The organism is Brachybacterium avium, assembly GCF_002216795.1.
In the GTDB taxonomy this organism is placed as follows: domain Bacteria; phylum Actinomycetota; class Actinomycetes; order Actinomycetales; family Dermabacteraceae; genus Brachybacterium; species Brachybacterium avium.
Window position 1 is genome coordinate 1,654,074 of the sequence record NZ_CP022316.1, and the last position, 20,009, is coordinate 1,674,082.

Annotated in this window: 23 protein-coding genes; 11 read left to right on the plus strand and 12 right to left on the minus strand. The window is 71.6% G+C overall.

The features are described from left to right. Position 1: 1 nt before the first annotated feature. Entirely contained in the window at positions 2 to 481 is a 480-nt protein-coding gene (locus CFK39_RS07470) for a hypothetical protein (RefSeq protein WP_089064942.1), read from the minus strand. After that, the gene (locus CFK39_RS07475) at positions 478 to 1,500 is read right to left on the minus strand and encodes a DUF6973 domain-containing protein (RefSeq protein ID WP_089064943.1); all 1,023 of its coding nucleotides are present in this window, start codon (positions 1,498 to 1,500) and stop codon (positions 478 to 480) included. Before CFK39_RS07475 ends, CFK39_RS07470 begins: the two co-directional genes overlap by 4 nt. Positions 1,501 to 1,598: 98 nt before the next feature. Here CFK39_RS07475 and CFK39_RS16210 point away from each other — a divergent pair, with 98 nt between their 5' ends. Then, positions 1,599 to 2,033 (plus strand): hypothetical protein, encoded by a 435-nt coding sequence (locus CFK39_RS16210; protein WP_157697100.1) that lies wholly within the window; start codon positions 1,599 to 1,601, stop codon positions 2,031 to 2,033. Between the two features lie 315 nt (positions 2,034 to 2,348). On the opposite strand, the gene CFK39_RS07485 is transcribed toward CFK39_RS16210, so the two are convergent. Further along, a complete protein-coding gene (locus CFK39_RS07485; protein ID WP_157697101.1) occupies positions 2,349 to 2,756 on the minus strand; it encodes a hypothetical protein in 408 nt (135 codons plus the stop codon). Between the two features lie 239 nt (positions 2,757 to 2,995). On the opposite strand from CFK39_RS07485, the gene CFK39_RS07490 reads away from it, so the two are divergent. Both CFK39_RS07490 and CFK39_RS07495 read left to right on the plus strand, forming a co-directional pair. Then, positions 2,996 to 3,901 (plus strand): C2 family cysteine protease, encoded by a 906-nt coding sequence (locus CFK39_RS07490; protein ID WP_089064946.1) that lies wholly within the window; start codon positions 2,996 to 2,998, stop codon positions 3,899 to 3,901. A gap of 33 nt (positions 3,902 to 3,934) precedes the next feature. Beyond that, on the plus strand, positions 3,935 to 4,126 hold the full coding sequence (locus tag CFK39_RS07495) for a hypothetical protein (protein WP_089064947.1): 192 nt from the start codon (positions 3,935 to 3,937) through the stop codon (positions 4,124 to 4,126). A gap of 81 nt (positions 4,127 to 4,207) precedes the next feature. Here CFK39_RS07495 and CFK39_RS07500 read toward each other — a convergent pair whose 3' ends face one another. Further along, complete coding sequence (locus CFK39_RS07500; RefSeq protein WP_089064948.1) at positions 4,208 to 5,551, minus strand: acyl-CoA dehydrogenase family protein; 1,344 nt, start codon at positions 5,549 to 5,551, stop codon at positions 4,208 to 4,210. After that, positions 5,551 to 6,768: an acetyl-CoA C-acetyltransferase gene (locus tag CFK39_RS07505; RefSeq protein ID WP_089064949.1), complete on the minus strand. Its 1,218-nt coding sequence runs from the start codon at positions 6,766 to 6,768 to the stop codon at positions 5,551 to 5,553. The genes CFK39_RS07500 and CFK39_RS07505 overlap by 1 nt, the downstream gene beginning before the upstream one ends. A gap of 145 nt (positions 6,769 to 6,913) precedes the next feature. Here CFK39_RS07505 and CFK39_RS07510 point away from each other — a divergent pair, with 145 nt between their 5' ends. From CFK39_RS07510 to pdxH, 7 genes are all read left to right on the plus strand, one after another. Beyond that, complete coding sequence (locus tag CFK39_RS07510) at positions 6,914 to 7,663, plus strand: DsbA family protein (RefSeq protein WP_089064950.1); 750 nt, start codon at positions 6,914 to 6,916, stop codon at positions 7,661 to 7,663. A 91-nt stretch (positions 7,664 to 7,754) separates the two neighbouring features. Further along, positions 7,755 to 8,906 (plus strand): PucR family transcriptional regulator, encoded by a 1,152-nt coding sequence (locus tag CFK39_RS07515; protein WP_089064951.1) that lies wholly within the window; start codon positions 7,755 to 7,757, stop codon positions 8,904 to 8,906. Next, positions 8,903 to 9,436: a GNAT family N-acetyltransferase gene (locus CFK39_RS07520; protein ID WP_089064952.1), complete on the plus strand. Its 534-nt coding sequence runs from the start codon at positions 8,903 to 8,905 to the stop codon at positions 9,434 to 9,436. Before CFK39_RS07515 ends, CFK39_RS07520 begins: the two co-directional genes overlap by 4 nt. A gap of 122 nt (positions 9,437 to 9,558) precedes the next feature. Beyond that, positions 9,559 to 9,870 (plus strand): hypothetical protein, encoded by a 312-nt coding sequence (locus CFK39_RS07525; protein WP_089064953.1) that lies wholly within the window; start codon positions 9,559 to 9,561, stop codon positions 9,868 to 9,870. Between the two features lie 22 nt (positions 9,871 to 9,892). After that, entirely contained in the window at positions 9,893 to 10,390 is a 498-nt protein-coding gene (locus tag CFK39_RS07530) for a hypothetical protein (protein WP_089064954.1), read from the plus strand. Continuing rightward, complete coding sequence (locus CFK39_RS07535) at positions 10,387 to 10,737, plus strand: transcriptional regulator (protein WP_089064955.1); 351 nt, start codon at positions 10,387 to 10,389, stop codon at positions 10,735 to 10,737. The genes CFK39_RS07530 and CFK39_RS07535 overlap by 4 nt, the downstream gene beginning before the upstream one ends. Before the next feature lie 132 nt (positions 10,738 to 10,869). Next, on the plus strand, positions 10,870 to 11,580 hold the full coding sequence (gene pdxH, locus CFK39_RS07540; RefSeq protein ID WP_245822970.1) for a pyridoxamine 5'-phosphate oxidase: 711 nt from the start codon (positions 10,870 to 10,872) through the stop codon (positions 11,578 to 11,580). Positions 11,581 to 11,617: 37 nt separating this feature from the next. Here the strand turns inward: pdxH and CFK39_RS07545 are convergent, their stop codons facing one another. The 3 genes from CFK39_RS07545 to CFK39_RS07555 all read right to left on the minus strand — a co-directional run bounded on the left by CFK39_RS07545 (position 11,618) and on the right by CFK39_RS07555 (position 14,896). Then, positions 11,618 to 12,502: a glycoside hydrolase family 25 protein gene (locus tag CFK39_RS07545; RefSeq protein WP_089064956.1), complete on the minus strand. Its 885-nt coding sequence runs from the start codon at positions 12,500 to 12,502 to the stop codon at positions 11,618 to 11,620. A gap of 72 nt (positions 12,503 to 12,574) precedes the next feature. Continuing rightward, positions 12,575 to 13,312: a glutamine amidotransferase gene (locus CFK39_RS07550; protein ID WP_089064957.1), complete on the minus strand. Its 738-nt coding sequence runs from the start codon at positions 13,310 to 13,312 to the stop codon at positions 12,575 to 12,577. A gap of 54 nt (positions 13,313 to 13,366) precedes the next feature. Next, on the minus strand, positions 13,367 to 14,896 hold the full coding sequence (locus CFK39_RS07555; RefSeq protein ID WP_089064958.1) for an HNH endonuclease: 1,530 nt from the start codon (positions 14,894 to 14,896) through the stop codon (positions 13,367 to 13,369). A gap of 134 nt (positions 14,897 to 15,030) precedes the next feature. Between CFK39_RS07555 and CFK39_RS07560 the strand changes: the two genes are divergently transcribed. Further along, complete coding sequence (locus CFK39_RS07560; RefSeq protein ID WP_089064959.1) at positions 15,031 to 15,522, plus strand: glutathione peroxidase; 492 nt, start codon at positions 15,031 to 15,033, stop codon at positions 15,520 to 15,522. Positions 15,523 to 15,545: 23 nt separating this feature from the next. Here the strand turns inward: CFK39_RS07560 and CFK39_RS16780 are convergent, their stop codons facing one another. The 4 genes from CFK39_RS16780 to CFK39_RS07575 form a co-directional block, all read right to left on the minus strand. Then, the gene (locus tag CFK39_RS16780) at positions 15,546 to 16,139 is read right to left on the minus strand and encodes a M6 family metallopeptidase (protein ID WP_245822971.1); all 594 of its coding nucleotides are present in this window, start codon (positions 16,137 to 16,139) and stop codon (positions 15,546 to 15,548) included. 95 nt (positions 16,140 to 16,234) lie between these two features. Continuing rightward, positions 16,235 to 17,287, minus strand: coding sequence for a serine hydrolase domain-containing protein (locus CFK39_RS16785; protein WP_245822972.1), 1,053 nt, complete (start codon positions 17,285 to 17,287; stop codon positions 16,235 to 16,237). Next, on the minus strand, positions 17,284 to 17,835 hold the full coding sequence (locus CFK39_RS07570) for a hypothetical protein (RefSeq protein WP_089064960.1): 552 nt from the start codon (positions 17,833 to 17,835) through the stop codon (positions 17,284 to 17,286). Before CFK39_RS07570 ends, CFK39_RS16785 begins: the two co-directional genes overlap by 4 nt. Before the next feature lie 44 nt (positions 17,836 to 17,879). Next, positions 17,880 to 19,997: a S9 family peptidase gene (locus tag CFK39_RS07575; RefSeq protein ID WP_089064961.1), complete on the minus strand. Its 2,118-nt coding sequence runs from the start codon at positions 19,995 to 19,997 to the stop codon at positions 17,880 to 17,882. Positions 19,998 to 20,009 lie beyond the last annotated feature (12 nt).

A 20,009-nucleotide genomic window follows, 5' to 3' on the forward strand; every position in this document is an offset into this window, starting at 1 on the left:
CTCAGCTCTCGAGGGTGACCAGCTGCTGATCGCCGTGGGCGACGATCCGCACCTCGGGACCGAAGGTCGCATTCTGGATCTCGTGCTCGAACACGTCGGAGGAGATCATCGCCGCCAGCACCGCACTCCCACCGGCCCGGAACAGGAAGAGCTGGGTGGAGGACTGGTAGTACTTGCCGCCCAGCAGCTCTCCCCCGGCCGCCTCGTTCACCCTCTCCGCCGGAGTGCCTTCGGGAAACACCAGGAGGTCGTCGAACTCGACACCGACGATGCCGGACAGCGCAGCCTCGCCCCCGTCCTTCCACAGCTCGACGACAACGTCGTCGATCTCACGTCCTGATGTCAGCTCCATCGGGCCTGCCTCCTCGTCGTCGTGCTCGCCCTCAGGTGTCCTCGTCCCGCACGCCGCCACGCCCAGCACCGCAAGAGCGAGGAGAGTGCGGCGCGCGAGGACCTGCGGCCCGTTCCGGGGACTCGTCAACTCGTCTGCCTCTCCTGCGGATGACCGGGCATCGGCGCCGCGTCCGGGTCGGGGTGACCTGCCTGATCCGGCGTGATCGAGTTCGACGGCACCAGGTTCCCGGACTGATCGATGACCACCATCTCACCATCCGCGACGGCCTGCTCGACGAGGTCCGCGATCTTCTCATTCGTCGCGAAGGGATGCTCCCGCGCGATGCGGCGCCCGACCTCGTTGTTGTACAGATCCATCGCCTCACGCGCCGGGTCATTGCCCTCGAGCCGCTCGTGGCCGGTCCAGAAGTCCGTGGCCCAGTCATCGCCGAAGAGCCGGGCGTTCCTCGCGTTGATGTACGCGTGCCGGAAGGCATCGGCCTGGTCGTCGTTGAACGGCGCGTCACCAGGATGAGGATCGTCGCCGTTCTCGTCGCCGTAGCGCGCAGAGACCTCGTCGAGCGCCTGATCCTTGACATCATTGAAGAGCTTCATCTCCAGCGGGTTGAGGTCGTCCAGCAGCTCGGCCTCCGTCTGCGTGACCTCCATGGGATCCGGGATATCCACGCCTGCCTTCTCGGCGAGCCAGCGCTTGTACCCGGTGAGCTTCCACATCGTGGTCTCGTCGTCCTCGACCTGGTACTCCTCGAAGATCCTGTCCGCGTCCTCCTGCGTGAGGGTATGGTCGGTCTGCTTGCCCGTCGGCGAAGACCCGCCGTTGTCGTTCCCGAGCCCGTCATCGCCGTCAGGGTCCCCGGAGAAGAAGCCCGCGGCGAGACCCGGTGCGAACCCGGCGCCGAGGCCGACGGCTCCGAGCCCCATCCCCACCTCCGCGCCCGGTCCGAGACCGCCGCTGTCACCCGCGGAGCTGGCGCTGTCCTGCTCCTCGGCATGGTTCTCGAGCTCGCGCGAGAGAGTCCTGAGGTCGGCGAGGATCTTGTCCACGTCGTGCAGGACGCCCCTCCGCCACGCGTTGCGCAGCTGGTCCGCGTCCTGCCCGCGCCACATCGATTCATCCATCACCCGCGGCGTGACCTCGGCCACCATCTGAGCGATCGCGGAACCCCCGCGCGAGAACGAGTCCGCGCACGTCCTCACAGCCTCCGTGTCCTGCCCGAGAAAGCCCATCCCTGCTCCCCCTCACCGTGCCCGATCGCACGGTGCCGCCGCTGTCATGGTCGGGCGCCCGCATCCTGCGGGGCCGCCGGGCCCTGGTGGTCGCCGATGCTATCCGCGCCTCGTCGTCACGGCGATGGGGACAACTGCCCATCCTGCGCCGACGGCAGCTCAGCGCTTCCGCCGGAGCCGATACGGGCAGCGCTCCTTCCGAGGAGCTGCCCACCGGGACCACGCCGCCGAACGACGCCACCCAGGACGAGAAGACGGGCGAGAAGACGGACTCCGACCTCGCACGCACGGGCGTCTCGCTGTTGGTTCCGGCCTCGATCGCCCCGCCCACGGTCATCCCTGGCGTCGCCCAGAGCATGACGAAGGTCGCGAGGGGGCCCGGCCACACCACCGACAGGACGGCGCCGACGAGGATCGTGGCCATGCCGGTCACCATGATCGCCAGTCCGTGACGACGCCGCTGACTCACGGAGGCGAGCCCACCCGCTCGGGCCCCGGGGGCCCTGGAGAGCCCGAGGACGAGCATGCACACGCTCGCGGAGAGCCCGACGAACGCCGCAGCCAGGAACCGACTCGTCCCCGCCATGAACAGCACGACGGCCACCGACGTCGCAGCGACGACCCAGAAGGCCGCCGTCGTCATCGCCGCTCTGCTCATGACCACCCCTGAAGATCTGGACTCACCGCGTCCCGGGCGTCCGAGGCGATCTCACGGGCGGTGCGTGAGTTGTGCACCTTGGCGGGCGAGGCCTGCTCGGCCCTGACCGTCAGTGGATGTCCGCGCAAGCCTGGGCCACGTCGACGTGCACCGTCAGCTCGGAGAAACCCTTGGCGCGGAAGCTCAGGGTGATCCCGTCGCCGGTGCTCGAGGTGGTGAGCCAGCCGCCGGTGCCCCCTGTGGGGGTCGGGGCGGCCGGTAGGGCATGGGATTCGAGCGCCTCGGAGAGCGCGATCGCGATCCGCTCGTGGTCAGCGGACTCGCGCCCCAGATAGACATCGCATCGGCGCGTGGGAAGGGTGATCCGGCAACCGGCATCGCTCGGCTTCTCCCCCGCTGGGGTCGAGTCCTCCCAGCTGAGGTCACCAAAGGCGCCCTCGAGGGAGGCCTGGGCGTCCTCCAGCAGAGCAGCCGCCGTCTCGCGGGCCTCCTCGGGCTCCATGGGGCTCGTGGTCACGGTGGTCTCCTCATCGGTCGGTTCATCACCTGAGCAACCGGTCAGAACCATGAGACCGGCGAGAGCTCCCGACAGCACCACAGTCCGTCGGTCACGCACGGTCGTTGCCATGCGGGGCATCGTGTACTCCTCGTACTGTCGTCCGACGAGAGCGTCAGGAACACTTTCACCCCGTCGACAGGACAGTGCAATCGAGCTCCGTGGGGACTTCTCCCCATCGACCTCGGATCGCGTCGAGGATGGCGTTCCTGCTCATCGGTGATCTGTCGGGGGTGGTGATGACTTTCCTGAGTGCAGAGGCGAACATGCTGGCAGCCTGGGCCGACTGTGCAGAGCGAATGCAGTCGCAGCTCGATTCGCTCCTGCAGGCGATGCGGGGTGCGGTGCGGCCCGCAGGCTGGGTCGGTCCGGATTGCGAAGCATTCCTCAGCGCCTTCTCGGCCCAGGTCGAGCACCCCGGCGCACACGCAGTCGAGCTCCTCGGCACGCTGGGCCGGCGAGCACGGTCTGACGCGGAGGAGCAGGTCGCGGCGAGCGCCGCGGACGGCTCGGCGGCCGTCGGGCCGGGCGGGGGCGGCGATCGCTCGCCGCCGAAGACGACCGAAGACAGTGGGGGCCCCGTCGCCGTCCCGGCCGGCGTGCAGGACGACGTCGGCGATCCGGCAGCGATTCGGCGAGATGCCGAGGGCATCACTCAGGGTGGGATGGGCGATTGCTTCTTCCTCGCGCCCTTGGCCGCGGTGGCACGGACGAACCCCGCTTTCCTCGAGGAGAACGTCTGGTTCGAGGACGGCCAGTACCACGTGCGCTTCTACGAGAAGGACTTCCTGGGACGCGTGCAGGAGAGGATCGTGACAGCCGACCCGGAGGTCGCCGGGAACGGAGTCCGTGACAGCAACAGCGACATCTCGACCATGTCGATCTTCGAGACCGCCTACGCATCACACCGCGGAGGGTACGGAGAGATCGAGAATGGCGGACACGCGGCAGATCCGATGTTCACCCTTACCGGCCAGGACGCGAGAACGTACGACGACGAGTCCTCGATCGACCAGCTCCGGGATGAGCTCGCCGCCGGGCATGTGGTGGTCGCGGACACCGGGCCCCGCGACGGTGAGGGCGGGCTGTTCGACGCGGAGTCCTGAAGCGATAGAGATGGCGCGGTACCCCGAGACACCGTGAGCACCCATGTGTACGTGGTCACCGACGTGACGGAGGACGGCCATGTCGTGCTGCAGAACCCGTGGGGCCCGGACGGAGGCTTCCAATCGGACGACGACGTGCACAAGCCCGGAGAGCTGGTCCTGACCGAGGAGGAGTACCGGGAGCGGTTCCAGAACGTCACGATCACAGAGGATCCCGAGAGCTGATCGACGCCGAAGCGGCTCCAGCACCCCCTCCCGGCCGAGGCCGCCGAGGACCGGCGTCCTCGGCCGGAGATGCCCGGCTCGTCACGCGAAGGCGCTGACCCCCGTGATCGACCGGCCCACGATGAGCGACTGCATGGTGTCGGTGCCCTCGTAGGTGTGCAGGGCCTCGATATCGCTGCGGTGACGCACCACGCGGTTCTCCAGCAGGATTCCGGAGCCGCCGAGCATGTCGCGGGCGTCGGTGGCGATCTCCCGGGCGGCACGGGTGTTGTGCACCTTGGCCAGCGAGGCCTGCTCGGGGCGGATGGTGCCGGCGGCCTCGAGCTCGGCGAGGCGCACGCAGTGCAGCTGCATCGAGGTCAGGGTCTGCAGCATCGATGCCAGTCGCACCTGGATGTTCTGCGCCTTGGCCAGCGGGCGGCCGAACTGGATGCGGTGCTGGGCATGCTCGAGCGCAGCCTCGTAGCAGGCCAGGGCGTGGCCGAGCGCGCCCCAGGCGACCCCCGCGCGGGTGGCGAAGAGGATGATCGAGGTGTCCTTGAAGGAGCGGGCGCCGGGCAGGCGCTGATCCAGCGGGATCCGCACGTCGTTCAGCGTGATGTGGGCCTGGTTGATGGCGCGCAGGGCGACCTTGCCGCGGATCACCTCGCCCTCGTAGCCGGGCAGCGACTGGTCCACGAGGAACCCGCTGACCTGGCCGTGCAGCTCGGGCTGGGACTCGTCCTCGACCCGTGCCCACACCACCGAGACGTGGCAGCCGACGCCGTTGCCGATCCAGCGCTTCTGACCCGAGAGCACCCAGTCCTCACCGTCGCGGCGGGCGACGGTCTCCAGCGAGACGGAGTCGGAGCCGTGATCAGGTTCGGTGAGGGCGAAGGCGCCGTGCTCGGCGCCGGTGGCCAGCGGCTCGGCCCAGCGCTGCTTCTGCTCCGCCGAGCCCAGCAGCATGATCGAGCGCAGGGCGAGACCGCCCTGGACGCCCACCATGGTGCCGACGCTCCCGTCGATGCGGGAGAGCTCCATGTTCACCAGCCCGGTCGCGAGCGGGGTGAGGGTGCGGTGACCGGGCACGTCGAGGCCGTCGGTGAGCAGGTCCAGCTCGCCCAGCCGGGCGATCAGCTCGATCGGGTACTCGCCGCGGTCCCACCAGTCGTTGATCTGCGGCAGCACCTCGGTGGCCAGCGAGCGGGCGTCCGCCCAGGCGCGCAGATCCTCACCGGCGACGTCCTGGAACAGGGAGTAGTGGTCGGCGGCTGCGGGGAGCAGCTCCGCGGGGGTCGCGGCGGCGGCGTCGGGCGCGGAGACGACGGCGCGGTCGGTGACGACGGAGTCGGGGCGCGCGCCAGCGGGGCTGCCGGGGTTGCCGCCGAGCGAGATATGGCCGGGAGCGGGGGCATCCCACCCGCTGGTGTCATTGCTGGTCATCAGGAGATCCTTTCGATGATGAGGGCCATGCCCTGGCCGCCGCCGACGCACAGGGTCGCCAGGCCGAAGCGGCCCTCGCGCTCCTGCAGGCCGTGCAGCAGGGTGGTGGTCATGCGGGCGCCGGTGGAGCCCCAGGGGTGGCCGAGCGCGATCGCCCCGCCGTGGACGTTGAGCTTCTCGTGGTCGATGCCGAGGTCCTCGGCAGCGGGGATCACCTGGGCGGCGAAGGCCTCGTTGAACTCGACCAGGTCGATGTCCGCCATCGTCATCTCGGCCAGCGCGAGCGCCCTGCGGGTGGCCTCGACGGGGCCGAGCCCCATGATCTCGGGGCTGAGCCCGGAGACGCCGGTCGCGATCACGCGGGCCAGCGGGGTGATCCCGAGCTCCTTCGCGTACTCCGCCTCCATGATCACCAGCGCTGCGGCGCCGTCGTTGAGCGGGCAGCAGTTGCCGGCGGTGATGGTTCCCTCGGGCCGGAAGACGGGGTCCAGCCCGCCCACGGCATCCAGGGTGACGCCCGCACGGGGGGAGTCGTCGGCGCCGACCACGGTGCCGTCGGGCAAGGTGACGGGGGTGATATCCCGCTGGTAGAAGCCGGAGGCGATGGCGGCCTCGGCACGGTTCTGGGAGCGCACCGCGTACTCGTCCTGCGCCTGGCGGCTCACGCCGCGCAGCTCGGCGACGTTCTCGGCGGTCTGGCCCATGGCGATGTAGGCGTCCGGCAGCTCGCCGTCCTCGCGCGGATCGTGCCAGGGGGCGGGGATCTCGCGGGTGGCGCGCTGCCCGGTGCGCTCCCAGGCCTCCCGGAACAGCGGGTCGCGGGCGTCCTCCTCCATGAGCTTGCCGGTGCTGGCCGAGATCGACTCGACCCCCGCGGAGATCACTGCACGGGCCTCACCGGAGGCGATCGCGTGGAAGGCGGCGCGGGTGGTCTGGATCGAGGAGGCGCAGAAGCGGGTCACGGTCGCGCCGGGCACGGTGTCCAGGCCGAGGCGGACGGCGACGGTGCGAGCGAGGTTCCCACCCTGCTGCCCCTCGGGGATCGCGCAGCCCAGCTGCAGATCGTCGATCGTGGTGGGGTCCAGCTGCGGCACCTGGTCCAGGGCCGACCGGATCATCTGGGCGACGAGGTCGTCGGGGCGGATGTCCTTCAGCGATCCCTTGCGGGCACGGCCGATGGGTGAGCGGGCGGTGGCGACGATGACGGCCTCGGGCACGAGGGTTCTCCTTCGACGGCGGTGTCTGGGCGGTTGCCGGCCGGGGACGGTGGGATGCGCGGCACCCGGCGTTACTGATACTACGGGTTGCAGGTACCTTTGGGGAAGCGGGATCGTCGGCGGAGCCCGCCGATAGGCTGAGCGCATGGCCGCACCCCGCTCTCGCACCCCGCTCGTCATCGGCATCGCCGTCGGCGTCACCTGCCTGGTGGCGCTGCTGGTGATCGTGCTGGTGGTCGTCGTCGGCGGTGTCACGTTCTGGAGATCCGCCGCCCCCGGCACCAGCTCCGACACGACCCCCGGGGCACATTCCGAGCAGACGCCCGGCAGCGGCGAGCTCGTGCTCCCGCCCGGGGTCGCGGCGGACCAGCCGTATCTCGAGGTGAGCACCAGCGATGACGGTCCCGTCGTCGACGTGTACCTCGACTTCCTGTGCCCGCACTGCGCCACCTTCCACGACGCCCAGGGCGAGGACCTGGCCCGGCTGGCGCAGGATGGCGAGATCACGCTGCGCATGCACCCGCGGCCGATGCTCGATGCGAGCTCGACACCGGCGGGCTACTCCGGGCGCGCCGCGAACGCCGCCGTCTGCGCCTACGCCGAGGACGAGGACCCGGCGCAGTGGGCCGCCGCGGAGTCGGCCCTGTTCACGGACCAGCCCGACGCCGCCGGCCTGAGCGATGCCGAGCTGAGCACCCGGATCTCGCAGGCCACCGGCCTGGACGTCGACGAGTGCATCACCGAGGGCACCTATCTCCCCTGGCTCCGGGAGGTCGTGGAGCCCGCGGCGCAGGCGACCGGGCAGGGCACCCCCGCGGTGTTCATCGACGACGAGCAGTTCACCGGGGACATCACCGCCCCCGGCTCCCTCGAGGAGGCCATCGCCGCGGCGTGACGGCCCGGCAGCTGCGGGACGACGCCGCGCCGCACCGCTCCACAGCAGACGCCCCACCGCAGATACTCACCACCGACGAGCGAGGAGCCCGATGACGCAGCCGATCGCCGCCGGCGAGCCCCTGCACCGGATCCTCGACGCCCTCGAGGGCGATGCGGCACTGGTCCCGGAGACCACGCGGGTGATCCGCGAGACCCTGCCCGGCTACGACGAGGTCCCCGCCGCCTCGCTCGAGGCGTCGATCCACCGGAACATCGGGCTCAGCATCCGCACCCTCCGTCGCGGAGCCGCCCCCGATGCCGCCCAGATCGACGAGGCCGAGGAGCTCGCACTGGAACGGAGGGGGCAGGGGGTGCCGCTGGGCAGCGTGCTGGCGGGGTTCCGGCTGTGCATGACGGTGATCCTGGGGCATCTGCAGCGGCTCGCCCCGGAGCACGGGATGCCCGCCGAGGAGGTGCTCGCGGGGGCGAACCTGCTGTGGGCCCTGGGCGACGCCTTCTCCACCCGCGCGGTGATCGTCCACCAGGAGCAGTCCCTGGCCGAGGCCGTCGCCGATTCCGGCCGACGCTCCCGCTGGATCATCGACGCGGTGCTGACCGGCCTGCCCCGCACCGAGCTGCGCAGCGGTGCGGCCGCCTACGGTCTCACCGACCGGGAGGCGCGGGCGCTGAAGGCGCCGCGGCCCGATCACCGCGTCGACGTCGGCCGACGACTCCGGGACTGGGCGACCCGCGCCGGCGTGTCGGTGCTGACCACACCGCACGGCACCGCCGAGGTGGGGATGGTGATCGGCGCCCCGGCACCCGGTGTGGAGCCCGAGGGGATGACCCTCGCACTGGGACCGGCCGGCACCCTGGAATCCCTGCCAGAGTCCTTCGCGGCCGCGACGCGGGTGCTGGAGACCGCGCTGGCGGTGGGCCACCGCGGCATCGCCGACCTCGAGACGCTCTCCTGGAGGATGGGCATCACCGCGAGTCCCGAGGCCACGGCGCTGCTGCAGCGACGCCACCTGGCGCCGCTGGAGGCCGAGGGCGAGTTCGGCCAGTTCCTGCTCGAGACGGTCCGCGCCTATCTCGCGCATGGGCTGAGCATCCCGCGGGCCGCGGCATCGATCCCCGTGCACGCGAACACGCTGCGCTACCGGCTCAAGCGGTTCCAGGAGCTGACCGGTGCGGACCTGCGCGATCCGGAGGACCTGATCGAGGTGAGCTGGGCTCTGGCGGCACCTAGGGTGGGCCTGTGACCGCTCCCGACCCCGCCCTTCCGAGCGACCGCGCCTTCGCGATCGATGTCCCCACCCTCGCCGATGTACCGACCCTGGCGCGGGTCCACGTGCGCGGCTGGGAGATCGCCTACTCGCATCTGCTCCAGGGGGAGCAGTGGTTCGGGCAGGAGGCGATCGACCGCCGGATCGCGCACTGGACCAGCTGGCTGACGCCCGGCACCCGGGAGGCCGACGAGGGCGTGTTCAGGGTGGGCCGCGACGGAGACGGCACCGTGATCGGGCTGGCCGCCTCCTGGCCCCCGCACGAGGCGCAGCCGGCACGATCCCGCGAGCTGTCCCTGCTCTATCTCGATGAGAACTGGCTGGGCACCGGCCTCGCCCGGGAGCTGACCGAGGCGATCCTCGAGGGCGGGCCCGCGAGCGTCTGGGTCACCGAGGACAACCCCCGTGCCCGTCGCTTCTACGAGAAGGCCGGCTTCGCGCCCGACGGCGCCGGCCGGGTGGAGGAGCATCTCGGCAGCCTGCGGGATATCCGCATGGTGCGGTGAACGGCTACCGACTGCGCGACACCCCGGGCGGAGAGCGGGCTCCCGCGGATCACCCCACGGTCTGACCGCGCCGCTCCCGCCGAGGGCTGTGTCGCCGGTGCGCCGCGGCGGAGGCTGGGGCCATGAGAGACGCGACCATCTCCACCAGCCGCACCCGAGCCACCTCCGACCACCTCATCGACTACCGCCCGCTGCCCGCCTCCTACGGCGACCGCGAGGCCCTGCACTCCCTGCGCGTCGCGAAGGTCCGCGCCACCGAGCGCGGCGAAGATCCCAGCACGCTGCAGCTGCCGACACCGCCCGAGGAGCCGGACCGGCGCCCGGCGGAGCGTCCCCGCGGGCGCGCTCGCCTCTCCGCCCTGCTGCGGGCTGATGGAGCCGACCGTCGAGGGCGTCACGGCCTCTCTCCGATCAGATCGCTTGCCAGTTCGTGAAGTGACTTGTAGTCTCCGCCCCATGCAGATCGATCAGCCTGGCCCACCCGGCCCTCCACCCACCTCGGACGAGGCGCGCGCCGCGCTGGGGGCACTGGACGCCGACGCCTCGCAGCTCGCCGAACGGCTGGTCTCGCCATGGTGGTACCACCTCATCCTCGGTGGGCTGGTGGCTGCGGCCATCGGCGCCCAGGCCCTGCCCGGCGTCCCCGCGATCTCCGTGATCGTCCTGGTGATCATCTGGATCCCGTTCATGATGCAGTCCTACACCAGCCGTTACCGCATCTCCATGACACGGCCCGCGGGCCCCCGCAGCCGACGCATGCTGCTGCTGATCCTGGCGCTGCTCGCGCTGCTGATGGGCTCCGTCGCGCTGCTGAAGGTCGCCTCGCTCCTGCAGCGGTGGGTACTGCTTCCCGCCGCCGTCGGCTTCCTCGTGACTGTGGTGCTGGGTCGCCGGTACGACGCGGTGCTGCGCTCCGAGGTCGCCCACCCCTACCGCCCTTCCGGACCGCGATGAGCCGACCCTCCTCCTCCCGCCCCGGGGCTGAGCCCGCCCCGGCTTTCCACGAGCTCATCCACGCCCCGGTCCGGCTGCGGATCTGCGGTCTGCTGCGCCCGGTGGACGAGGTCGAGTTCGCGGTGCTGCGCGACACCCTGGCACTGAAGGACGCGAACCTCTCGAAGAACCTCAGGCTGCTGGCTGATGCGGACCTGGTGACGCTGCGCAAAGAGTTCTCCCCGGTCCGGAACGATGCTCGGCGGCTGACCTGGGTCTCGCTCACCGCCGCCGGGCGCACGGCGCTCTCCGGGCACCTGGCAGCGCTGCGCGCGATCGCGGAGGGCGATCCGACGCTGTCCGGATGATCGCTGCCGGGAAGATCGGTGCCCGTTCGCTGCTCACGCTCCCGCTGCCCTGGCCCGGCTGCTCGGCACCCGACCCCTCACCCCGGCCAGGACCTGCTGCACGGGCCCGAGAGGGGCTCTAGGATCAGCGCTATGACGAGGATGTCCCCTGCTCCGATCGGCGACGGCGCCGCCTCCGTGCGGCGGCTGGCCGGCGAGCGCACCGATTACCTCGCCGGGTCGCTGCCCGATGACGCCCCGACGGATCCGCTGGCGCTGTTCGACGTGTGGCTGGCAGAGGCCTTCGCGCACCGGGACGAGCACGCGGACCCGCCGGAGCCGTCAGCCGTGGTCCTCTCCACCGTCGCGCTCGACGCCGGCGGTGCGGCCCGGCCCCGCTCCCGCACCGTGCTGCTGAAGGACCACGACCCGGACGGCTTCGTGGTCTTCACGAACCTGGACTCGGACAAGGGCCGCGAGGTCGGGACGACTCCACGTGCAGCCCTGCTGCTGCCCTGGTATCCGTTGCAGCGCCAGGTGCGGATCGAGGGCACGGTGGAACCCGTCACCGCTGCGGAGTCCGACGCCTACTGGGCGCAGCGTCCGCGCGGCTCCCAGCTGGGGGCCTGGGCCTCGCACCAGTCCCGCCCGATCGCCTCACGCGAGGCGCTGGAGGCGCAGTACGCAGAGGTCGAGGCACGATTCATGGACGTCCCGGTGCCGCGCCCGCCGTTCTGGGGCGGGCTGCGGGTGCGCCCGGAGACCCTGGAGTTCTGGCAGGGACGCCCGCATCGGTTCCACGACCGGATCCTCTACACGGCCCGCGCCGACGGCGGCTGGGAGCGGCACCGGCTGCAGCCCTGAAGCACGCACATCCCTGCTGGCACGGGACCTGCCGCGCTCACTGCTCTTCGAGGGGATGCGCGAGCGCGCCCTCGCCCTCGGGGATGGTGGACTGCTCCCGCAGCGTCTCGATCCGGGCCACGTCGATGTCGACCGGGCTGTCGATCCCGGCGACGGTGCCGTCGAAGCGCAGCTGCCACACCGCCCAGTCCTCCTGGGCCGGTCGCTTCCCGGCGGCGAAGAGCCAGTCCGGGCGGGGGTCGGTGACCGGGAGTCCGTAGTGGCGTCGCCACTCGGAGGAGGAGTAGATGAGCAGGCGTCGGCCCCAGGCCTCCTCGACGACGGCGGTGAAGGCGTCGATCTCGGCCTGGACCGCGCTCGCCTCCGGCAGCTCCTCGCAGGCGCCGTCGAACTCGAGGTCCAGTGCCGGGGGCAGCGCGGAATCGTCCGGCGCGGCGGCAGCCAGGAAGTCCTCGGCCTGCTCCGCGCCGGAGGAGCACAGCGTGAAGTAGTGGTAGGCGCCGGGCGTGATGCCGGCGGCTCGGGCACCGTCCCAGTTCTCGCGGAAGTGGGTGTCGGTGAAGCCGGCACCCTCGGTGGCCTTGAGGTAGGCGAAGCCGACCCCGGCTCCTCCGACCTCTTCCCAGTCGATGTCGCCCTGATGGCTGGAGACGTCGATGCCCATCACCTCACCGGGCATGAGCCGGCTCCCGTCGGGCAGATTCGCGAGCACTGCGGCGTCGTCCGGCGTGGCGGTCACCGACATCGCGGCGTCGTCGGCCGCGAAGGGCGCCTTCTCGGTGAGCGCCCGCCCGTCGCCCCCGCCGCGCAGCGCATTGATCACGGTGGCGGTGCACCCGCCGACCAACAGCAGCAGCACGAGTGCGAGCGTGCCCGCGACGATCTGACGTCGACGGACCTGCTCAGCTGTGAATCGGGGCACGCTGGGACGGTACCCGAGCCGGCGGTGCCGACGGGGGATGCCGTGCCGGACACGGGCGAGCGTTTACCGGGCTCAGCGGGCGAACAGGGTCGCGAAGGCGCGCAGCAGGCGGGGCGGATGGTCGGCGCTCTCCCCGCGCAGCGCGGCGAAGACGTCCTCCATCTCGTCGGGGGAGAAATAGCCGTGGTCGCGATAGGCGCGGGCCCGCTCGATGATCGAGGGGATGTCCAGCTCAGGGTGGAACTGGGTGGCGTACTGCCGCGTACCCACGCGGAACATCTGCACCGGCGAGCTGGACCCGGTGGCGAGCACCGTGGCGTGCTCGGGCAGGGTGTTGACCGCTTCCTTGTGCCCGACCAGGCCGGTGAAGGTCCCCGGCAGCGAGGCCTCCCGGATCAGCGGATCCTGCCGCCCGGCCTCGGTCAGCGTGACCTGCACGGCGCCCAGCGGTTCGCCGTTGACCCTGTCGATCCGGGCGCCCTGATGGGTGCCGAGGGTGCCGATCCCGTAGCAGGCACCGAGGAAGGGGATGTCTTCGGCGATCACCTGGTCCAGCACGCGGAAGATCTCCGCCTCGGCCCGCGCCTGCGCCGCGGTCTTCCCGTCGGCCGGGTCCGAGACGGTAAAGGGGCTGCCGCACAGGATGATCCCGGAGATGTCCTCGGCCCCGAGAGCGGGGAAAGGGTCGCGGTCCAGGCGGGCCCAGAGCAGCTCGTCCTCGGCGAGTCCGGTGAAGTCGAGCACCGCGGAGCGCTCGGTGAGGGCGACGTCGTCCTCGGGACGGGTGGCGATCTGCACGAACGGTTTCACGAGGCTGATGCTAACGACCTTCGCCGGGAGGTCCTGGACGGAGACCGCAGGTGGTCAAGGATCCGGATCGTCCACGGGCGGCTCCTCGGCGAGCGTGTCGCCCCTCGGGGCGTCCTCGGGCTCGGATCGGCGCGGCCAGTGCAGCGGGGTCGGGGTGGTGATCCGGCTGGTGCCGGAGTGGCCGGTCCATTCCACGCGGTGGCCGGACCTGCCGGGGTCCTCGATCCGTTCGACGTGCGCGGCGCTGGTCTCCTTCTTGTTGCAGTGCCCGCACAGTCCCTGTCCGTTGTCCAGGGTGGTGGGCCCGCCACGGGAGACCGGGTCGATGTGGTCGCTCTGGCGGATGGCGGCGTTGCAGTGCGGGCCGCGGCACGTGGTGTCGCGCCAGGTCAGGAAGCGTCGCATGGCGGGCGGGAAGGCACGCGCGGTCGAGTCCATCGCCACCAGCTCCCCGGTGGCCGGATGCGTATACAGGCGCCGGAGCTCGGCGCGGACTGCGGGGCCGGCGGCGCCGTAGGGGTCCTCGGCCGGGTCCGCGGGGTCGGAGGTGGCGGCGCGCAGCTGCTGGCGGACGGCCTCTGCGGGGACGGCCCCGTACCCCTCGAGATGAGCGGTGTCTCCCGCATCGGGACGGAACAGAGCGCGATCCGTGATGATCACCCCGATGTCGAGGATCCCGGGGGCGGCGCCGTCGTCTCGCCCGAGCAGGGTGTCGGTGAGGGAGTCGGCCATGGCGGCGCCGTGGCCCTCTCGTGCCCCGTCAGCACGGCGGCGCTCGGCCTCGAGCGAGAGGCGCTTGTGGATCCGGGCGGCATCGATCGCAGAGAGCCGGGCGGACAGCGTGGCCATGCCGTGCTGGCCGGGCCGCATCGTCACGTGACGCTCCCGGAGCGCCCGGCGATGGCGCAGGGTGTCCCCCTCGGGGTCGAGCTCACCGGCGATGGTCGCGACCGCATCCGCCCAACGCCGGGTGCCCGCACCGTCGAGCTCGGGAAGCCGCTCGTGGAGCCTGCGGTCCACCTCGCGGGCGAGATCCGGGCTGAGGGCCGAGGCGGCCCCGGCCACCGCATAGGCGGCATCGCTGCTGATCTTCCCCAGCCGCAGCGCATCCATCATCCGGGGCAGCACCTCGAGCAGCCGCTGTGCGGAGGCCAAGGTGCGACCTGCCATGTGCGGTGAGCGCCGGGTGATGAGCGAGAGGTCATCTCGGGTGGCGCCGTCGGCCGCCTTCTCGACCGCTGTCCGCGACGGCTCCGCACCGACCTCGTGCGCCCCGTGGTCGCGGGCGGAGGCGTATCGATCACGGCGGGTGATGTCTCGCAGCGCGAGCATCGAGCGCGCCTCGAGCACATCCATCGCCGAGGCGCAGGCCTGCAGGTTGCCGAGCAGGACCGCGAACTCCCCGCGGGCCCTGCCCTCGAGCGTGAACGCCTCCCCGGGATCCCCGGCGATCTCCTGCAGGAGATGAGCGAGGTCTCCGAGCGCCTCGGAGAGCGCGGCCGGGCCCAGTGCCCGCAGGCCGTCCAGGAGCGCCTGCGGGGAGAACTCCCCCTCAGTGCCGACAACGTGCTGCGAGCTGGTCATGACTCCATCGTCACCGCAGGTGGGAGCCGGCGAAAGGGGCGTCACGGGATTGTGGATGAAGGGATGCTGGGGAGGAACGGTCGGCGGACGGGTATCGCCCGGGGACGACCTGGCCCAGGGACCACAATGGAGCCATGACGACTCTCGCCGACTTCACCGCCACCACCATCACCGGTCGGGAGCAGCGGCTCGCGGACCATCTCGGTTCCCTCGTGCTGGTGGTCAACACCGCCAGCAGGTGCGGTCTCACACCGCAATACGCCGGTCTGCAGGCGCTGCACGACCGCTTCGGCGAACAGGGGCTGACGGTGCTCGGCTTCCCCTGTGACCAGTTCATGCATCAGGAGCCCGGCACCGAGGCGGAGATCTCCGAGTTCTGCCGGGTGAACTACGGCGTCACCTTCTCGATGTTCGCGAAGGTCGAGGTCAACGGGGAGGACGCCCATCCGCTGTTCCAGTGGCTCACCGGTGCGCACGGCGAGGAGATCCCGGCCGGTGACATCGAGTGGAACTTCACGAAGTTCCTGCTCGGTCCCGACGGCACGGTGCAGCGCCGCTACGCACCCGCGGTCGAGCCTGCGGACCTCGCCGACGACGTCGAGGCCCTGCTCGCCGCTCGGGGCTGACCCGCGCCGCACAGGCCGTTCGCTCAGCCCTCGCGCACCCAACCGTCGCGCACCCAGCCGTCGGCGACGACGTCCCGGCGGTCATCGGAACGGTCGGAGTCGAACAGCTCCTGACCGTCATCGAGCACGCGGAGCCGCCCCACGAAGGCGCCGAGCCCGCGCATGGGGCCGTCCGTCCTCAGGCGCAGGCGGATCCGCACCACGCCGACGAGCGGGGCGCCGTCGTCGGTGAGCGCGAACGCGCCGTCCCAGACCACCCGCCGCCCCCAGCCGGTGATCTGCCCGTCCGCCACCTCGACGCCGTCCTCGCGCTCCGCCTCGAGGCGGCCAGGGAGCGGCAGCCAGCTCTCACCCCGGTCGGCGGATGCCTCGACGATGAGGACATCGGCGGCGGTCTCGAGGTGGAAGAACAGGTCCAGGCGCAGCTCCGCGGCGCTCCCTTTTCGGCCCGCCTCGAGGCCCACGGAGAGGCCCAGCGTCGCGCTGCTCGCCTCCGCCTCTCCGGCATGCCAGCCCCCGCGGATCCGTGGCGGGACCACTCCCAGCGCCTGCGCGACGCAGGTGGAGACCTCGCGCCGGGTGACCGAGGTGGTGGACCATTCCCGGGTGGGGTGCACCGAGTTCGTCAGCAGGATGACGATCGTGTCGGTGAGGGGGTCGATGACCAGCGACGTGCCGGTGAAGCCGGTGTGCGCGCCGCTGTACGGGCTGGTCAGACCGGCCTGGTAGGACCAGGCGGCGAGCTCCGGGCCCAGGCCGCGGCGGGCACTTCCTCCCCGGTCACCCCGGCGATGCGATCGGTGAACATGTCCTGGACGGTGTCGGCCTCGAGGATCCGGGCCTCGCCGCAGCGGCCCCCGTCCAGGAACATCTGGGCGAACACCGCGAGGTCCCGGGCGGTGGAGAACATCCCGGCATGCCCGGCCACCCCGCCGAGCGAGAAGGCGTTCTCGTCATGGACATGGCCGTGCACGGGGTATCCAAAGCAGTCCATGTGCTCGGTCGCCGCGATCCTGCCGGCGAGCTCCGCGGGCGGGTTGAACATGGTCTCCGTCATCCCCAGCGGAGCGGTGATGTGCTCACGCACGTACTCGTCCAGTCCCTGCCCCGAGAGGGTCTCGACGATCAGCCCCAGCGCGATCAGGCCCAGGTCGGAGTACACGTACGCGGTGCCGGGCGGGGAGCTCGGCCGGACCGTGAGCACGGCATCGAGGCGGGAGGGGAGGTCCGGATGGGCGGAGACGAGGTCGATGAAGGGCGGGAGCCCGCCGACGTGCGAGAGCAGCTGCTGCACGGTGACCTCGCCCTTCCCGTTCTCGGCGAAGCGCGGCAGGTGATCGGCGACGCGGTCCTCCAGCCGCAGCAGACCCTGTTCGACGTGCTGCATCACGGCGGTCGCGGTGAAGATCTTCGTGATCGACGCGAGGTCGAAGATCGTGTCGGTGCGCGCGGGGATCCACTGGTCCCGGGGCAGCTCGGTCCGGGCGTCCTGCCAGCGCAGCGCATGCCCGTCGGCGTGCTCGTAGGCGATCCCCGCCCGGGAGGCGACCAGCAGCGCTGCTCCTGCGAAGCGGGGCGGATCATTCTCGAGGCCGGCCCGGATGATCGCCGGCAGCCCGTCCAGCACCTCGGGGTCGAGGCCGACGGCGTCCGGGGTCGCCTCGCGAAGCGACCTCCCGGAGCTCCTGCGGGCCCAGGGATGGGGGTGCGGCTCGTGGCGGCCCTGGTCCCGTCCGGTCCGTGCCGCGCGGGCGGGAGGCGTCATGGCAGACCGGTTCCGCGCGGGGTCCGCGGTCGCCGTGCCCGCTCCCGGCGGACCTCGCTGACCCCGAGCGCCAGGATCACGATGCCCGCGACCATCACGCACCATCGGGCCACCTCGGCCAGCGTCGCGAGGAGGGAGATGAGGTCCTGGAACGTCCCGGAGAGCAGCGAGCCGTCCACCGAGAAGGAGAAGAACAGTCCGAACAGTGCCGTGGCGAGCAGCAGGCTCGCCCCGATCCGCAGCTTCCCCTCGCCCCTGATCACCACGAGGATCCCGAGGACGGCCGAGGCCAGCTTCATCGCGGCCGCGAGCGCGATGAGGCCCATGCTCACGAGCGTGATCAGGACGAAGCGTATCGGGAAGCCCTCCCCTCCCAGCAGCTCCTGATCCTGCGCCAGGTCGTCGAGGAATCCTGTCGCGGCGAAGCCGTACACCGCCGCGGCACCGATCACCGACATCAGCACCGTCAGCAGCGAGATGATCGCCAGCGCGATGGCGGGCTTCAGCGGCTGCTTCTCGGGCGGGACCCGCCTCACCGTGCTCGTCATCGTCTCTCCTTCCTGCTCCGACCTGTCCCCGGTGCCACGGCCGGTCAGTCCCGCTGCAGCTCCAGCACCGGCACGCAGGCCGGGCTGAAGCCCAGCACCTGCCCGTAGAACGAGAGAGACGCCTCGACCGCCCGGATGATCGATTCGGCCTTCCGGAACCCGTGCTGCTCCCCCTCGAACAGCAGGTAGGCGTGCGGGATGCCCTTGGCGGCGAGCGCGTCGCGGAACAGCTCGGACTGGCTGGGCGGGACGATCCGGTCCTCATCGCCCTGCAGCAGCAGCACCGGGACCTCGAGCTCGGCGACATGGCTCAGCGGCGCGCGTTCGACATAGAGGTCACGCCGCTGCGGATAGGGGCCGACGAGCCCATCGATGTACCGGGACTCGAAGTCATGGGTGTCCTGCCGGAACTTCTCGAGCTCGGCGACCCCGAAGCTGGATGCGCCGGCGGCGAAGGTGTCGGTGCGGGTCAGGCAGGCGAGCGTGGTCCAGCCGCCGGCGCTGCCGCCCTCGATCGCCAGCCGGTCCCCGTCGGCGATGCCCTCGGCGACCAGGTGCTCCATCACGGCGACGGTGTCCTGCACGTCGACCACACCCCATTGGCCGCGCAGACGGTTGCGGTAGGCGCGGCCGTAGCCGGAGGAGCCGCCGTAGTTCACCACCACCACGCCGAGGCCGCGGGAGGTGTAGTAGGCGATCGGCAGCGAGAGCACCGGCGAGACGTGGGCGGTGGGCCCGCCGTGGACCTGCGCGATGAAGGGCGGCAGCTCGCCGTCTCGGCCGGCGAAGCCCTCGTGTCGGGGGCGGTGGACGATCGCGTGGACGACGCCGCCGTCCGGCAGCGGCACCTCGATGCTCTCCCCCTCGGGCAGCAGGCCGGGGTCCGGCGCATCGCTGCGCGAGGAGCGCAGCAGGGTCAGCGGCGACAGCGCGGGGGGCAGCGGGGCAGCATCGTCCCCGAGGTCGAGGCGGGCGAGGTGGATCGCCGCGAACTGCGTGGGGGACGCACCCGCGAGCACCAGCAGACCGTCCTCACGCAGCTGGGCGGTGCCGATGTCGGTGAGCGGGCAGTCCAGCGGAGCGAGTTCCCCGGTGCTGATCCGCAGCACCGACAGCGAGGTCGCGGCACGGCCGTGCTGCATCAGCGCCCGGTCGGCATCCAGCACCTGGAACCAGCTGCTGCCCAGCGCCCACATCGGGCCGGCGAACTCCTGGTCCCGCTCAAGGAGCTGGCGGGCGCCGTCGCCCGTCGACCAGACCCAGGGGTTCCACCAGCCGGAGGCATCGGAGAGGAACAGCAGACGCTCGTCATCGAGCCATTCGGGCTGCAGGACCGACTCGTCCTCCCCGCCGGCGAGGATCTCGCCCTCCCCCGCGCTGCCGTTCATCAGCGGCGCCAGGTGCAGCTGCGTGCCGTCCCAGGGCATCTGCGGATGCTCCCAGCTGAGCCACGCCAGCCGGGTGCCGTCGGTGCTGAGCCGCGGATGCGCGACGAAGCGGGCAGACGGGGTGACCCGGCGCAGGGCGGCGGGATCCTCGGCGGCCGAGCCGTCCAGCGGCACCGCGACCACGTACCGCTCGATATGCGGTGCGCCATCGGCCTCTGTGCGGGGCCCGTCCTCGCCGCCGGTGTGGTCCTCGCAGATCCACCACACCTCCGCGGTGCCGTCGGCGAGGGTGACCGGGGTCGGGTCCGCCCAGCGCAACGAGGGCCCGTGCGCGGACTCGACCTCGCGGCCGACGGGGGTCAGCGGGAGCGGCTGCTCCCCCTCGCGCAGGGCGTGCACGCGCTGGTCCTCGAAGTTCACGAAGACGACCAGCGGCGGCCGGCCGGTCGCCTCGTCCGCCGTCCCGGGCACGACGGTCCAGCTGGCGCCCCCGTACTCGTGCACGCGGGAGCGGGCGTTGTAGGGGGCGGGCAGCACGGTGACCGGTTCCGCGGAGGCGTCCGCGCCGTCGGCCGCATCGGCATCGGCTCCCGGCACGGCGACCGGTCCGGCGGTGCGGAGGATCGCCTGGCGTCCCCCCTCGGTGGAGATGCCCTCCGTCCACCACACGGCGTCCCCGACCAGGCGCGGGGCGCCGAGCCGGATGCCGCCCGTCGCGAGCAGCTCGGCGGTCAGGGGCGAGGGCCAGGAACCGTACGGTAGCAGTGTCACCATGGGTATCTCCTA